The sequence below is a fragment of the Lysobacter sp. KIS68-7 genome, from assembly GCF_021284745.1.
Taxonomy (GTDB): domain Bacteria; phylum Pseudomonadota; class Gammaproteobacteria; order Xanthomonadales; family Xanthomonadaceae; genus Noviluteimonas.
In genome coordinates, this window is record NZ_CP089925.1 from 2,920,150 (window position 1) to 2,935,252 (window position 15,103).

Annotated in this window: 14 protein-coding genes; 6 read left to right on the forward strand and 8 right to left on the reverse strand. The window is 67.3% G+C overall.

Annotated features, from left to right (window positions below):
* Positions 1 to 52: 52 nt before the first annotated feature.
* Positions 53 to 481, reverse strand: coding sequence for a hypothetical protein (locus LVB87_RS14060; RefSeq protein ID WP_232898577.1), 429 nt, complete (start codon positions 479 to 481; stop codon positions 53 to 55).
* A gap of 213 nt (positions 482 to 694) precedes the next feature.
* Between LVB87_RS14060 and LVB87_RS14065 the strand changes: the two genes are divergently transcribed.
* Positions 695 to 1,132, forward strand: a complete 438-nt coding sequence (locus LVB87_RS14065) for a response regulator (protein WP_232898578.1) — start codon at positions 695 to 697, stop codon at positions 1,130 to 1,132.
* A 7-nt stretch (positions 1,133 to 1,139) separates the two neighbouring features.
* Entirely contained in the window at positions 1,140 to 1,616 is a 477-nt protein-coding gene (locus LVB87_RS14070) for an NUDIX domain-containing protein (protein ID WP_232898579.1), read from the forward strand.
* Here LVB87_RS14070 and LVB87_RS14075 read toward each other — a convergent pair.
* Positions 1,598 to 2,602: an alpha/beta hydrolase gene (locus tag LVB87_RS14075; protein WP_232898580.1), complete on the reverse strand. Its 1,005-nt coding sequence runs from the start codon at positions 2,600 to 2,602 to the stop codon at positions 1,598 to 1,600. The two genes, LVB87_RS14070 and LVB87_RS14075, sit on opposite strands and share 19 nt — an antisense overlap.
* A 46-nt stretch (positions 2,603 to 2,648) precedes the next feature.
* Complete coding sequence (locus LVB87_RS14080) at positions 2,649 to 2,915, reverse strand: DksA/TraR family C4-type zinc finger protein (RefSeq protein ID WP_232898581.1); 267 nt, start codon at positions 2,913 to 2,915, stop codon at positions 2,649 to 2,651.
* 121 nt (positions 2,916 to 3,036) lie between these two features.
* Here LVB87_RS14080 and LVB87_RS14085 point away from each other — a divergent pair, with 121 nt between their 5' ends.
* The 3 genes from LVB87_RS14085 (at position 3,037) to LVB87_RS14095 (ending at position 7,846) form a co-directional block, all read left to right on the forward strand.
* The gene (locus LVB87_RS14085; RefSeq protein WP_232898582.1) at positions 3,037 to 3,522 is read left to right on the forward strand and encodes a VOC family protein; all 486 of its coding nucleotides are present in this window, start codon (positions 3,037 to 3,039) and stop codon (positions 3,520 to 3,522) included.
* 140 nt (positions 3,523 to 3,662) lie between these two features.
* A complete protein-coding gene (locus LVB87_RS14090) occupies positions 3,663 to 5,717 on the forward strand; it encodes a TonB-dependent receptor plug domain-containing protein (protein WP_232898583.1) in 2,055 nt (684 codons plus the stop codon).
* Positions 5,718 to 5,773: 56 nt separating this feature from the next.
* Complete coding sequence (locus LVB87_RS14095) at positions 5,774 to 7,846, forward strand: TonB-dependent receptor plug domain-containing protein (RefSeq protein ID WP_232898584.1); 2,073 nt, start codon at positions 5,774 to 5,776, stop codon at positions 7,844 to 7,846.
* Positions 7,847 to 7,914: 68 nt separating this feature from the next.
* Here the strand turns inward: LVB87_RS14095 and LVB87_RS14100 are convergent, their stop codons facing one another.
* From LVB87_RS14100 to LVB87_RS14115, 4 genes are all read right to left on the reverse strand, one after another.
* Complete coding sequence (locus LVB87_RS14100) at positions 7,915 to 8,289, reverse strand: YciI family protein (protein WP_232898585.1); 375 nt, start codon at positions 8,287 to 8,289, stop codon at positions 7,915 to 7,917.
* A gap of 135 nt (positions 8,290 to 8,424) precedes the next feature.
* Positions 8,425 to 9,822, reverse strand: a complete 1,398-nt coding sequence (locus LVB87_RS14105) for an aminotransferase class V-fold PLP-dependent enzyme (RefSeq protein WP_232898586.1) — start codon at positions 9,820 to 9,822, stop codon at positions 8,425 to 8,427.
* Positions 9,823 to 9,876: 54 nt separating this feature from the next.
* Entirely contained in the window at positions 9,877 to 11,610 is a 1,734-nt protein-coding gene (ybaL, locus tag LVB87_RS14110) for a YbaL family putative K(+) efflux transporter (protein ID WP_232898587.1), read from the reverse strand.
* Between the two features lie 57 nt (positions 11,611 to 11,667).
* Complete coding sequence (locus LVB87_RS14115; protein WP_232898588.1) at positions 11,668 to 13,062, reverse strand: hypothetical protein; 1,395 nt, start codon at positions 13,060 to 13,062, stop codon at positions 11,668 to 11,670.
* A 253-nt stretch (positions 13,063 to 13,315) separates the two neighbouring features.
* Here LVB87_RS14115 and LVB87_RS14120 point away from each other — a divergent pair, with 253 nt between their 5' ends.
* Positions 13,316 to 14,506, forward strand: a complete 1,191-nt coding sequence (locus LVB87_RS14120) for a hypothetical protein (RefSeq protein ID WP_232898589.1) — start codon at positions 13,316 to 13,318, stop codon at positions 14,504 to 14,506.
* A gap of 29 nt (positions 14,507 to 14,535) precedes the next feature.
* Here the strand turns inward: LVB87_RS14120 and LVB87_RS14125 are convergent, their stop codons facing one another.
* Positions 14,536 to 15,072, reverse strand: coding sequence for a hypothetical protein (locus tag LVB87_RS14125; protein WP_232898590.1), 537 nt, complete (start codon positions 15,070 to 15,072; stop codon positions 14,536 to 14,538).
* Positions 15,073 to 15,103: the final 31 nt, after the last annotated feature.

A 15,103-nucleotide genomic window follows, 5' to 3' on the forward strand; every position in this document is an offset into this window, starting at 1 on the left:
GGCGAAGCGAAGCCAAGCCGCGCGGGCACGCAGGCGCCGCGCGGCCGGAAGACTACTTCAGCTTGAGCTCGCGCAGCAGTTCGGAGCCGAGCAGCTCGCGCATGACCACGCGCTTGCCCGAGGCTTCGTCCGCTTCCTTGACGCTCAGGTTCGTCACCTTCTTCATGATCGGCGCCATCTTGGCCTGCATGCCGTCGAGCGTCGCCATGTTGGGATAGGTGACCACCAGGTACAGGTCGGGCTCCTGCGGGCTGTGCGCGTCGTTGCGGTAGACGCCGTAGTCGAGCACGTAGCCGGCCTTCTTCGCCTCTTCCATGACGCCCTTCCAGTTCTTCTGGAGGTAGGCCAGGTAGTTCTCGAACTGGCCGTCGACGACCTTGATGGAGCTCACCTCGACGACCGCCCCTTCGGTATACGCACTGTCCTGCGCGAAGACCGGCGCGGCGAACAGCGTCAGGCAGAGCAATACGATCCGGGTCATCCCGGCCCTCAGAGCACGATTCATGGCGCGTTTCCTCCAATGGTCACCCCTGCGCCCCGGCCAACGCCGGCACCAAGCGGCAGCGGACAGCCGTTTGTCAGGTCGCGCGGGCGCCCTCGCGGGGAAAATGTTTCCGCCCGCGGGCAGGCCGGTCATCGGGATTTCACCGTGCGCACCGGACCGTTCGCCGCCACGATCCCGCAAGGAATGCCCATGATCAGCGCCGCCGACATCCTCGCCGCCCGACTGCTCGTCGTCGACGACGATCCGGATGCCTTGCGCTCGCTGGAACAGATGCTCACCGCGGCCGGCTTCGGGGACGTGGTGGCCACGAGCGACCCGCGTGCGGTCGAAGGGCTGCATCGCGAGCAGGATTTCGACGCGATCCTGCTCGACGTGCACATGCCGTACATGGACGGCTTCGAAGTGATGGAATCGCTCAAGCCCTTCGAACGCGGCGGCTACCTGCCGGTCCTGGCGCTCACCGCCGAACCCGGGCATCGCACCCGGGCGCTGCGCTATGGCGCGAAAGATTTCCTGCGCAAGCCCTTCGATCCGGAGGAGTTGTTGTTGCGCGTGCGCAACCTGCTCGAAGTCCGCCTGCTCTACAAGGATCGCGAAGCCGCCGCGGCGGGCGCCGCAGCCGGCTGAGCCGCGCATGCCCGAGCGCAGTTGCGGGCTGTTGCTGTATCGCCGCGATCCCGATGCGCTGCGCGTCCTGGTCTGCCATCCCGGCGGCCCGTTCTGGCGCAACCGCGACGCCGGGGCGTGGACGCTGCCGAAGGGCGCACCCGAAGGCGACGAAACCGCGGAGGCCACGGCGCTGCGCGAATTCGCGGAGGAACTGGGCACGCAGGTCTCCGGCACGCTGCAACCGCTCGGGCGTATCCGCCAGAAGGGCGGCAAGTGGGTGGAAGCCTTCGCGCTCGAAGGCGACTTCGACCCTTCGCAATTGCACAGCAACCCGTTCGAATGCGAGTGGCCGCCACGCAGCGGCAAGGTGCAGGCGTACCCGGAGATCGATCGCGCCACCTGGGCGACGCTCGAACAAGCGCGCGTCCTCCTGCTTCCGGCGCAGTGTGAATTCCTCGATCGGCTCGCTGCGCTGCTCGCGATTCAGAGCGCGGCGAGATAGGCCTCCAGGCGACGCAGCGCTTCCCTGCCCTGCTCGTTGTCGAGGTTGAACTGATATTCGTGCGGCAGCCCGGGTTGCAGATCCTTCGGCCAGAACAACGTGTCCACGCGCACGCCGGCGCGTTGCAGCGCATCGGCCATCGCGTAGGAATGCTGCTGCAGCGGATCGTGGTTGCCCACCGACACGAACGCGGGCGGGAATGCGTGCGTGACATGCCGCGCCACCGACCAATCGTCGATGCCGGGCTGGTTCCAGAAATCCTTGCGGCCCATGTACGACCACATCACCGACTGCATGAACCACGAGGGCTTTGCGCCAGGCGCGGGCTTCGCGTAATCGCTGTCGTACGGACCGCAGAACAGCACCGCGCCGATCAACTGTGATGGCAGCAGTGCAGGACGTACGCCGACGCGCTGCGCGTACGCGGGAGATGTCACGAGGTTGGCCAGTTGTGCCGCAAGCTGCGCCCCGGCCGAATCGCCGGCGAGCACGATGCGCTCGCGATCCAGTCCATGGCGCCCGGCGTTGGCCGACACCCAGGCGAGCGCAAGGTTCAGTTGCTGCAACTGCGTCGGGTAATGCGCTTCCGGCGCGAGCGTGTAGTTGACGGTCACCACCGCGTAACCCTGGGCTGCGAGGATGCGCGCGTAGTTCGCGATCTCCGACTTGTCGCCGGCGACGAACCCGCCACCGTGGATCCAGACGATCGTCGTCAACGGCCGCGCATGCGTGCGCGGAACAAAGACGTCGAGCGTTTCATCCACGCTGTCCGGTGCGTAGTGCACATCGAAGGTCGCGGCGGTTCCGCGCGGCACATGCTTGCCGAGCGCGGCTGCGGTGTGCGCGCCGCCGGAAGAGAAGGCGGCGCGGATCACCATGGCCGACGGCCACGCCGACACCTGCACCCAACCCCACAACGCGAGGGCGAGCAGCAACAGTGCCGCAAGCGCGCGCGGCCACCAATGGAAGTGGATCGCCTTCGACATCAACGGGCCTCCCCAAGTGAGCCCTGGTTTTACGTCAGCGTTTACGTCAACGCAGCTGGCTGTCCTTGCTGCCGCGGCGGTTGTAACCGGACATCGACGACTGTTCGCGATCGTGTTCTTCCTGGCACGGCACGCACAGGCGCACGCCCGGCAAGGCCGCGCGGCGCGCCTCCGGGATCACGGCGCCGCATTCCTCGCAGGCCTCAAGCGAAGGCCCGGTCGGCAAACGGCTGCGGATGCGCTTGATGCCGTCCTTGATGGTGGCATCGATCTGTTCGTTGACGGCGTTGTCGCCGGCCCAGCCCGTGGCCATGGCGGATCCTCCGATCGCAGGCGGGCAGCATAACGCGACGCGACGACACAGTCCCATGACCGCCGCATAACGCCCTGCGATGCATCCTTCCGCACTTCCCCCACCGCTGGAGCTTCGAGCAATGGCAACGCAAAACTTCACGCCCACCGGTTACCACGCGCTGACGCCGTCGGTCGTCGTCGACGATGCGAACAAGGCGATGGACTTCTACCAGAAGGCCTTCGGCGCAAAGGAAACCTATCGCCTGCCCATGGGCCAGAAGATCGCGCACGCGGAAATGGACATCGCCGGTTCGCGCTTCATGTTGTCCGATGAATTCCCGGAATGGGGCGCGCTGTCGCCGAAGTCGCGCGGTGGCGCGACCGGTGGCATGTTGATCTACGTCCCCGATGCCGATGCCGCGATCGAACAGGCGGTCAAGGCCGGCGCCACCGTCGTGCAGCCGCCCGAAGACCAGTTCTGGGGCGATCGCATGGGCACGGTGGTCGATCCCTTCGGCCACAAGTGGATGCTGGGCACGCACAAGGAAGACGTGAGCCCGCAGGAAATGGAACGTCGCGGCGCTGCGTGGCTGGAAGACATGAAGCAACGCACGACCAAGCAGTGATCGATTGAATTAATTATTTCCGGTGAGGACACGCGTCCTGCCTTAAACGATCGACGCATCGGACGAATCCATCTTCGCGCCGCGCACTCGCAGCCATGCGATGCGCGGCGTGATGCTTTCCATTCGTCCGAGGTCTTTCGATGCGGTCTTCCGTCGTTCTCCAGGCGCGCCTTTGCGCCGCGCTGCTTCCCTTCGCCCTGTCGCTCGCCATCGCCGCCGAAGCACCGCCCGCTTCGATCAACTACACGCCACAGGATTTCGCCCGCTTCGCGCCGCGCAACGCGCTCAACATGCTGCAGCAAGTCCCCGGCTTCGTCGTCCGGTCGCAGGCGCAGGAACGCGGGCTCGGCCAGGCCACGGGCAACGTGCTGATCAACGGACAACGCCTGTCGGGCAAATCGAACGACGTGCTCGCGCAACTCGAACGCATTCCCGCGAGCAGCGTCGTGCGCATCGAACTGCGCGACGGCGCATCGCTCGCCATTCCCGGCCTGTCCGGCCAGGTCGCGAACATCGTGGTGAAAGGCTCGACCATCGCAGGCACGTGGGAATGGAGCGCCGCCTGGCGCGAACGCTATGCCGATCCGCAGTTCACGCGCGGCAGCGTGTCGATCAACGGCAGCGCCGGCCGCGTGGATTACACGCTCGGGCTCTCCAACAACGGCACGGTCGGTGCCTCCGGTGGCCCCACCACCGTGACCAACGCCGACGGTTCGTTGCGCGAGTCGCGCAACGACGAATTCGAACAGCGCATCGAACGGCCGGCGCTGAGCGCGCAACTCGCATGGACCGGTCGCGACAGCGACATCGCCAACGTCAACGCCCGCTACCAGGACGAGACCAATCACTACTTCGAAGAAGGCCTGCGCGTTGCGGCGGGGATGCCGGATCGTTTCCGCACGGTCACGTCCCGGGCGAACGGAAGCAACCATGAATTGGGTGGCGACTACGAATTCGGGCTCGGCGCGGGGCGGCTGAAACTGATCGGGCTGATCCGCGGCATCAGCACGCCAAGAACCGACATGGTCGTTGTCGACGACTTCGATCCCGCGACGCCCTTGCAGGGCACGCGCTTCCGTCGCGACAGCCGGGAACGCGAACGCATCGGTCGCGCCGAATATCGCTGGAAGGCGTTCGACGGCGAGATGCAGATGTCGGGCGAATACGCCTTCAACCGCCTCGACAGCGCCGCGACCCTCGCTGTGTTCGACCCTGCAAGCGGGGCCTTCGTCGAAACGCCCATGCCCGGTGCCGTGGCCACGGTGCAGGAGGATCGCTACGAACTGATGGGCACGTATGGCCGCGCATTGACCCCGACGCTGCAGTTGCAGGTGAACGCGGGCGGCGAGTACTCGAAGCTCGCGCAGGTCGGCGCCGGTGGACAGGTGCGCACCTTCCTTCGACCGAAGGGGCTGGTGTCGATCGCATGGACGCCCTCGTCTAACACCGACCTGGCCTTCGCGCTGGAACGCCGCGTCGGACAACTCGATTTCCAGGACTTCCTCGCCACCGTCGACCTGGCCGACGGCCAGGCCAACGCCGGCAATCCCGACCTCGTGCCGCCGCAGACCTGGGAGCTCTCGCTCGAAGCCAACCGCAAACTGGGCGACTGGGGCACGACCACGCTGCGCGTGTACACGCAACGCATCGACGACATCGTCGACACCGTCCCGATCGGCGCGCACGGCGAGAGCCCCGGCAACCTCGACACCGCGACGTTGTCCGGCTTCGAATGGAAAGGCACCTTCCCGCTCGCGCGCCTGGGTTTGCAGGGCGGCAAGCTCGACCTGGCCTGGCAGATGGAAACCAGCGATGTCGAAGATCCGCTCACCCGCGAACACCGGCCGATCAGCGACAACCTGCAGTCCTACGCGCGCTTGGATTTCCGCCACGACATTCGCGACACGCCGATCGCTTACGGCGCGTACGCGAACTACACCTGGCGCGAACCCGACGTGCGCCTGACGGAAGTCGGCAACTGGTACGAAGGGCCGGTGTTCGCAGGCGTGTTCATCGAACACAAGGACGTCGCAGGACTGAAGATGCGCCTGAACCTGGGCAACCTCGGCGATGCCCCGAGCCGCTGGGACCGGACGGTGTACCTGGATCGCCGCACCGGGCCCGTGGACTTCCATGAACAGCGGAACCGCGCGATCGGCCGCACGTTCTCGTTCACCGTGAGCGGCCGCTTTTAAACCCTGCCCGGCGGCCCGGCATCCCTCCCCCATCGTTCATGCGAAGGGGAGTCGCGATGCCGTTGTCGATCCGGGGTGCGGTGCTGGGCCTGGCGCTGTTGCCGTTCTGCGTTTCCGTGGCATTGGCGCAGGAGGCGGCCGCGCCCGCCAAGGCCGGCACCGAAGGCGCGCGCACCTACCTGCCCGCCGACTTCACGCGCTTCGCGCCGAACAACGCGCTGGACATGCTCGAACAGGTGCCGGGCTTCGTGATCCGCAACGCGGTGCAGGAGCGCGGCCTCGGCCAGGCGACCGGCAACGTACTGATCAACGGCCAGCGCCTGTCGGCGAAATCGCAGGACGTGCTCGGGCAGTTGCAACGCATCCCCGCGTCCAACGTCGTGCGCATCGAGATCGTCGACGGCGCCACGCTCGACATTCCCGGCCTCACCGGCCAGGTGGCCAACGTGGTGACCAAGGCCGAAGGCATCAGCGGCCAGTGGGAATGGCGCCCGGACTGGCGCAAGTACTACACCTCGCCGCAATACACGCGGGGCAACGTGTCGGTGAGCGGCAAGGCCGGTGGCATGGACTACACGATCGGCCTGACCAACAACGGCAACCACAGCGGCGCCGGTGGCCCGACGGTGATCTACAACGCCGACGGCACCGTGCGCGAAAACCGCGTCGACGAATGGACCGGCGAGTTCGACGCGCCCACGCTCGCCACGCAACTGGCCTGGACCAACGCGGACGGCGACAAGGGCAACTTCAACGGGCGCTACCAGCGCGTGTTCTACGACTACGACGAGAACGGCATGCGCGTGGGTTCGGGCCTGCCAGATCGCTATCGCAGCGTCATGTCGGAGGAAGGCGGCCACAACTACGAGCTCGGCGGCGATTACGAATTCGGATTCGGTCCGGGGCGCTGGAAGTTCATCGGCCTGTATCGCTTCACGCGCGACCCCATCTCCGACACCGTGATCGACGACTTCCTCGACGACACCACGCCCACGGAAGCCTCGCGCTTCACTCGCAACGGCGACGAGATCGAGCGCATTGCGCGCACCGAATATCGCTGGAAGGGCTGGGGCGGCGACCTGCAGGTGTCGGGCGAATACGCGTTCAACAGTCTCGACAGCACCGCGGAGTTGTTCTTCTACGATCCGGTGACCGGGAACTACGATCCGTTCCTGCTGCCCGGCGGCACGGCCACCGTGCAGGAAGACCGCTATGAAGTGATGACCAGCTACGGCCGCGCGCTGTCGCCGACGCTGCAACTGCAGGTCAACGTGGGCGGCGAATACTCCAAGCTCGAACAGGTCGGCGCGGGCGGCATGTCGCGCACGTTCCTGCGGCCGAAGGGGCTGGTGTCGTTGGCGTGGAAGCAGTCGGACACGCTCGACTTCAACTTCAAGCTGGAACGTCGCGTCGGGCAGCTCAACTTCTACGACTTCCTCGCGTCGGTGAACCTCAACAACGACACGCAGAACGCGGGCAATCCGGACCTGGTGCCGCCGCAGACCTGGGAACTCTCGGTCGAAGCCAACCGCAAGCTCGGCGCGTGGGGCAACACCACGCTGCGCGTGTACGGGCAGCGCATCGACGACATCGTCGACACCATCCCGATCGGCGCGACCGGCGAAAGCCCGGGCAACATCGACCGCGCAACGGTGTACGGCTTCGAATGGAAGGGCACGCTCAACCTCGACCAGATCGGCTGGAAGGGCGCGAAAGTGGATGCGACCTGGCAGATGGAACACAGCAGCGTCGAAGACCCGCTCACCTTCGAGAAGCGCCCCATCAGCAACAACCTGCAATCGCTCGCCGAAATCGCCCTGCGCCACGACATCGCGAACACGAACTGGGCCTGGGGCGGCGCGATCGATTACTCGTACTACGAACTCGACTATCGCCTCACCGAAGTCGGCCGCCAGTGGGAAGGCCCGATCTGGGCGAACCTGTTCATCGAGAACAAGGACGTGTTCGGGATGAACGTGCGGTTCACCGCGAGCAACCTGGGCGATGCGATGTCGATGTGGGATCGCACCGTGTACGTCGACCGCCGCACGGGGCCGATCGATTTCCACGAGATGCGCAACCGGCGCATCGGGCCGATCTACTCGATCACCTTCAGCGGGACGTTCTGACGCTGCGCGCAAGAACGCGAGGGGCGATGCCCCTCGCGTCGCGGGGGGAGGAGGTCAGGCCGCGAAGATCAGGCCGCCTTGCTGCAATCGGCTTCGCCGTGCATCTCCATCTGGCGCACTTCGCATTCGACGTTCCACTCGTCGCCGTGGATCTCCAGGAAGCGTTCGGTGAGCTTGATCGCCTCGGCCAGCGACGGGGCTTCGAGGATGGCGTAGCCGCCGATGACTTCGCGGGCTTCGGTGAACGGGCCGTCGGTGCGGCTGAGCTTGCCGTGGTTGTTGCGGATGCGGATGCCTTCGGACGTCGGCCGCAGGCCGGCCGTATCGACGAGGGCGCCCTTCGCGGCGAACTCTTCGATCAGCTTGCCCATCTCGGTCATGAGCCGCTCGCTGGGGACCTGTCCGGTGTTTTCGGCGACGCGGACCATGGAGAGGAAACGCATGGTGGAGCTCCTGTTTCGGTGGGTGGTATCCAGACGACGGCCGACCGGGGCCGGAATCGACATCGGCCTGGAAATATTTTTCGGGGGGCCGCCCGCCCGGCGCCAGAGCCAAAGCGGACGCGGGCGACGGGACCCTCAGCCGCGGCGCAGGGCCTTGTGGACCCGCAGGATCGCGTCCGCGCTGCGGGCGGCGTCCTCGGTGCTCGTGGCCCAGTTGGACACCGAGATGCGCATGGCGGCACGGCCCTGCCAGGTCGTGCCGGCCAGCCAGCAGGTGCCGTCCTGCTGCACACCGACGACGACGCGACGGGTCATGTCATCGTCGTCGTCGAAGCGCACCAGGACCTGGTTGAGCACGACGTCGTTCAACACCTGCACGCCGGGTTCGTCGCGCAGCGCATCGGCCATCTGCCGCGCGCGTGAACACAGGCGATCGACGAGGTCGGCGATGCCATCGCGCCCCAGCGTGCGCAGGTTCGCGTAGACGGGGACGCCGCGCGCGCGGCGCGAGAAGTCGGGCACCCAGTCGACGGCGTCGCGTTCGGCGCCCTGGGTCTGGATCAGGTAGGCGGCCGAGGAGGTCATCGCGGCGCGATGGTCCTCGCGCGATTTCACCAGCGCGACGCCGCAGTCGTAAGGCACGTTGAGCCACTTGTGCGCATCGGTCGCCCAGGAATCGGCGAGTTCGATGCCATCGGCGAGTGCGCGCGTGCCCGCATCGTGGCTCGCGCGTGCCCAAAGGCCGAACGCGCCGTCGACATGCAGCCACGCACCGTGCTTGCCACACGCATCGGCGATCTCGCGCAAGGGATCGAACGCGCCGGTGTTCACGTTGCCCGCCTGCGCGCAGACGATGGTCGGGCCTTCCAGGGTGGCGAGTTTCTCGCGCAGTTTGTCCGCGCGCATGCGGCCCTGCGCGTCGGCCTCGACGCGCTGGATGCACTTCGTGCCCAGTCCGAGGTAGCGCAACGCGACATCGATGGTGATGTGCGATTCGGCCGATGCGACCACGTTGATGCGCGGTGCGCCCTGCAATCCGTCCGCTTCGACATCCCAGCCCACGCGCCTCAGCACGCCGTGGCGCGCCGCGGCCAGGCAGGTGAGGTTCGCCATCTGGCAACCGGTGACGAAGCCCACGCCCGATTCGCGCGGCAGGTCGAACAGGTCGAGCAGCCAGTCGCCGGCGACCTCTTCGATCACGGCCACGAACGGGGAAATGACGTAGATGCCGGCGTTCTGGTCCCAGGTCGACACAAGCCAATCGGCGGCGAGCGACACCGGCGTCGCACCCCCGATGACGAAGCCGAAGTAACGCGGCGAGTTGCATGCGGTGGTGCCCCGCGGCACCTGCGCTGCGAGCAGGTCGATCACGTGTTCGCCCGGCTCGCCGTGCGGCGGCAGCGGCGCGCGCAGGGCGGCGATCAGCTCATCGCGCGAGGCGAGCGAGCCGACGTAGCGGTCCGGCAGGTGATCGAGGTAATCCAGCGCATGGGCATGCGCGCGTGCGAGGAGGGGTTCGAACGGATCGGGCATGGGGCACTCACGCGGATCGATGGGAAGACAAACGAAAGCGGCCGGGTCGGGAGGTCAGTGCGCGGGCGCCTTGGCCGACGCGCCCTTGGACAGCACGTAGTCGGTCATGCCATCGGCGAGTTCCACTTCGCCCAGGAAGACGTGGCCGGCGCCCTCCTTCGCGAGCAAGGCGGCTTCCTCGGCGTTGTGGCTGCGCACGACGATGTCGATGCCGGGGTTGATCGTGCGCGCGGTATCCACCATGCGACGCACGTCGAAGGTGTCCGGGATGGCCACGACCAGGAAACGCGCACCGGAGATGTGCGCCTGCACGAGCGTCGCCGGCTCGGAGGCATCGCCGGAAACCGCGGCGAAGCCACGCTCCCGGAGCAGTTCGACGCGCTCGCGGTTCTGGTCCACGACCACGACCGGCACGCCCTGCTCGCTCAGCGTCTGCGCGATGCGCTTGCCCACGCGCCCGTAACCGACCAGCACCGCGTGGCCCGCGAGGTATTTCGGATCGGTCGACATCGGCAACGTCGCGGTGGGATCCGCGGGTTGCTCCAGTTGGCGCGCGAGCGCGGACCGCTCGCGCATCCAGCGCGTGATCGGACTGACGGCAGCGAACAACAGCGGATTGAAAGCGATCGAAATGATCGCGCCCGCGAGGATGAGGCCCTGCCCTTCCTTCGGCAGCACGCCGAGCGACACGCCGAGCCCGGCGAGGATGAAGGAGAACTCGCCGATCTGCGCCAGGCTCGCGGACACGGTGAGCGCGGTGTTCAACGGATAGCGCAGGAGCAGGACGATCGCGGCGGCGACAAGCGTCTTGCCGAACACGATGATCGCCACCGTCGCGATCACGTGCATGGGTTCGTCGACCAGCACGTGCCAGTCGAACAACATGCCGACGGAGACGAAGAACAACACCGCGAAGGCATCCTGCAACGGCAGGGTTTCATTGGCCGCGCGATGGGACAGCTCCGACTCGCGCAGCACCATGCCGGCGATGAAGGCGCCCAGCGCGAAGGACACGCCGAACAACTCGGCCGCGCCGAAGGCGATGCCCACTGCGAAGGCCACGGTCGCCAGCGTGAACAGTTCGCGCGAACCGGTCTGCGCCACCCACCACAACAGGCGCGGCAACAACTTGCGCCCGAAGACGAGCATCAGCGCGAGGAATGCGCCGACCTTGAGCAGCGTGAGTCCGAGCACGGCCCAGACGTTGCCCGAGGCCGCCGTCCCGATCGCTCCGGGAACGCCGCCCTCCGGCGCGTTTCCGCCCAATGCGCCCGCGAGCGGCGGCAGCAACACGAGCACGAGCACCATCGCGAGGTCTTCGACGACCAGCCATCCCACCGCGATCTGTCCGTTCATCGACTCGAGCACGCCGCGCGCTTCGAGCGCGCGCAGCAGCACCACGGTACTGGCCACCGACAAGGCCAGGCCGAACACGATCGCCGCCCCCCAAGACCAATCCCAGAACCATGCGGCGAACGCGCCCATCGCGGTGGCGGCGGCGATCTGCAGCACTGCACCAGGCAGCGCGATCTTGCGCACCGCCCAGAGATCGTCGAGCGAAAAGTGCAGGCCTACGCCGAACATCAGCAGCATGACGCCGATTTCGGCGAGTTCGGACGCAAGGCCCGTGTCGGCGACGACGCCCGGCGTGAAGGGCCCGATCACCATGCCCGCTACCAGATACCCCACCAGCGCCGGCATGCGGAGCTTGGCGGCGACGAAGCCCAGGATCAGCGCTGCGCCGAAGGCAGTCGCCAGCGTCGAGATCAGGGCGAAGTCGTGATGCACCGGCACCTGCTTCTATCGAAAGGCAGGAACCATCCTACAACGCGAGCGACATGTCCCTCAGATTTCGCGGCAGGCCACCGGACCTGGCGCGCCATCGCTGACCAAGGGCGGGCGTTCTCCCAGCTCGCCGGTGACGCTGCCGCGCGGGGGTCGACGCCCGCCGCCCTCCGACACCGCCTCGAAGGCCGGCGCAGGCAGGAAGGTGATGCGATACAACAGCTCGAACTCGCGCAGCGTTACCGACTGGGGCTTGGTCGTCCCGTTGGGTCCCGGCAGTCCCGGCACGACGATGCCCCGCCCCGTCGTCATGCGGCGTGGCACGCCCTGGCCGAATCCCTGCGCACGCGGGAACTGCGACCACACCGCGCCGCCCAGGCCGTTGCCGAAGATCACTTGCAGGCGATCCCATCCATCGATCGGGAGCGTCTTGCAGTAGTTGAGCGCGATCGTTCCTCCCTCGGGCGGCAACTGCAGGGCTTCGGGCGACATGTTGAGCGGCACCGGGAAGCCCACCGGCACGCCGTTGAGATACGCCGTGAAATAGCCGGCCGCCGGATTACCCGGCTGCGCATGCTCCGGCGCGACAAGTGGCGGCCCCGGCAGCGGATGCCGCGTGATCGAGAGGAATTCCACTTTCACGCGGTCGCCGCGCAGCAGGAGATCGGCAAGCGGTCGACGTCCGCCGGCCGAAACAGGTTTGTCGAACACGACGTTGTCGAACTGCGGATTGCCCGTCGACAGGCCGACGCCCACCGATCGGCACGCGCCGACTTCCTGGCTGGTGCCCGGCACCGAGGACAGCATCGCGCGGATCCCGGCGTCGATGCGATCCGACAGGCGCGCGGGGAGCAACAGGAAGTCGAGGATCGATTCGACGACGCCCGGCGAACCGACGACCGGATCGCCGATCTCGAAGCGCACATCGACGTTGCCGGTCTTCGCGCCGTTGCTCGCCTTGCACGGAATGTGCGCTTCGAAGAAGTAGGTGAGGCTGCGATCGACGGGGCCGTCGAGGGTGAGATCGATGTGTCCGTACAGCATCGCTTCGCGCAGGTTCGGTTCGCCGACCCGTTGCGACTGCGTCATGAAGGGGCGCCCCACGCAGTTCCCGCCGCATTGCAGCGGTCGCGCACTGGCGCTCGCCCAATGCACGCTGCCCTCGCGGTTGCGCACCTTCGCGGCGTACGCCGGGTCGCAGTTCGCGGCCGTGAAGTCCGCGGGAATCGGGCGTCCGTCGTTGCGCATGAGCGCTTCGCACAACGCGACGTCGACGGTGTCTTCGATCGTCTTGCGCAGGAACGGACCGGTCACGCCGTTCGGCGCGTCGGCACTCGCCTGCGTCGGGAATTGCAGCGCGTCCGGGGGCCCGAGCACGTCCTCCTGCGCGAATGCATTCGACGCAAGCACCATCGCCAGGCAAGCCACCAAACCGCGCGCGTGCGAAGCCCACATGAGGCCACCTCTGCGGGCCGGCCATGGCCCTCCTTCCAAGCCACGCGCCGTGTCGCGTGGTTCGGCCAGCCTTCGCGCACCGCTGGTCGTGAGTTTCGTTCACCGGGTTGAACATCGGGCACATGCCCACGCGGCGTCGACAACGACGACGGCGGCTGAACGCATCGCGCCCTTCACGCGTTTTCTCAGAACGCATTCAGCCCCACGGCCGCTCACTGTGCACATCCCACGCAGACCGCCAAGGTGGCTCGCAATGACCCTGCACAAGAACGCGCTCCTCGCTTCCGCCATCGCGCTCGCCCTCGGCGCGGGTTTCGCGACCGCGCCCGCCGCCGCACGCCAGCCCGACCAGGCGCAGCAGGCCGAAAGTGCCAAGCACGGCAACGACAAGCACGGCAACGACAAGCACGACAACGGCAAGCACGACAAGAACGGCAACGCCGACAAGGCCCGCGCCGACGCGCAGGCCCGGGAGCAGAAGGCACGCGCCGACCAGCATGCGCAGGCGCAGCGCCAGCAGGCCGAACACGACCAGGCCGCACGCCGCCAAGCCGCCGATCGCCAGGCGCGACAGCGCGACGACGCGCGTCGCGAAGCGCAGCAACGCGATGCCGCACGCCACGACATCGATCGCCGCCAGGCCGCGCAACAGAACGATGCGCGCCATCAAGCGCAGCAGCGCGATGCCGCACGCCGCGACGCGGAACGTCGCGACATCGCCCGCCACGACGCGGACCATCGCGAAGCGGCGCGTCGCGAAGCCGACCGTCGCGCGCAGGCGCAACGCGACGCGGATCGCCACGAAGAGGCCGTCCGCCGCGACCAGGCGCGCCGCGTGAGCACCGCCGAACATGCACGACGTGTCGAACTGGAGCGTCGCCGCGAGGCCGACTACCGACGCTACGTCGCCGATCGCCGCATCGCCGAATCGCGGCAGATCGCCGCGCTGCAGTCGCAGCGTCGCGCGCAGCAGTACGCCTACCAGCAGTGGTACTGGCAGCAGCAACAGGCGATGCAGGCGCGCTGGACGCCGCGCGCGGGCTACAACGACCCCTACTACTACGCACCGGTGTCCTATCGCTACCTGCGCGACGGCCGCTACTACACCGCCGACCGCTACACCGCCGACATGCTCCAGCAGGCCGTGCGCTACGGCTACCAGATGGGCGTGCGCGCCGGCAACGCGGACCGCGTCGACGGCTGGCGCAGCGACTGGCGCAACAACTTCGCCTACCAGGACGCGAGCTACGGCTACAACGGTTACTACGTCGACCAGCGCGAATACAACGACTACTTCCGCCAGGGCTTCCAGCGCGGTTACCAGGACGCGTACGGGCAGGACTACCGTTACGGCACCTATTACGGCAACCAGAACGGCAACAACGACGTCGCGGTGATCCTCACCAGCGTGCTGCAGTCGATCCTGGGCCTGCAGCAGTACTGACGCGGGCGAGCGGGACGGACGAGGACGACCTAGTCGTCCTCGTCCAATTCGGAGGCATCGTCGAAGCCCGTCGCCGCGAACTGCGACTCGCAGAAATCCGCGAACTTCACCAGCCCTCGTTCCTCCGTGCCGACATCGGGCGATGTGCGCACGCGCACGCGGTGTTCGCCGTTGCGGATGGCTTCGACGACGAACTCGGTGCCGTCCATGATGATCAGGCCGCCTTCTTCTTCCGCGGGCCAGGACCAGAAGCCGGTCGCGTCCAGTTCCGCCAGCATCACGTCGGCCTGCGTGCGCGTGAGCGTGCCGGCGCGATCGACGATGACCTCGCCGACATCGAAGCCCCCTTGCCCGTCGGTCTCCACTGCACGGCGCACGATGCGATCACCCTCGGCCTCGACGCGCACGGCGGACGGATGCGTGAAGGTCGGCAGCCGCAGGATGCGCACCGCGACGTAATCCTTCGGCTTGCCGGCGACGGACAGCACCGGCTCGCGCATGGCGGCCAGGTGGCGGCCGAACCACTGCTGCTCGACCTCGTTGACGCTGTCTTCGGGCAGGTACATGCGGGGGCTCCCGCCGGCACGATTGGCCGCT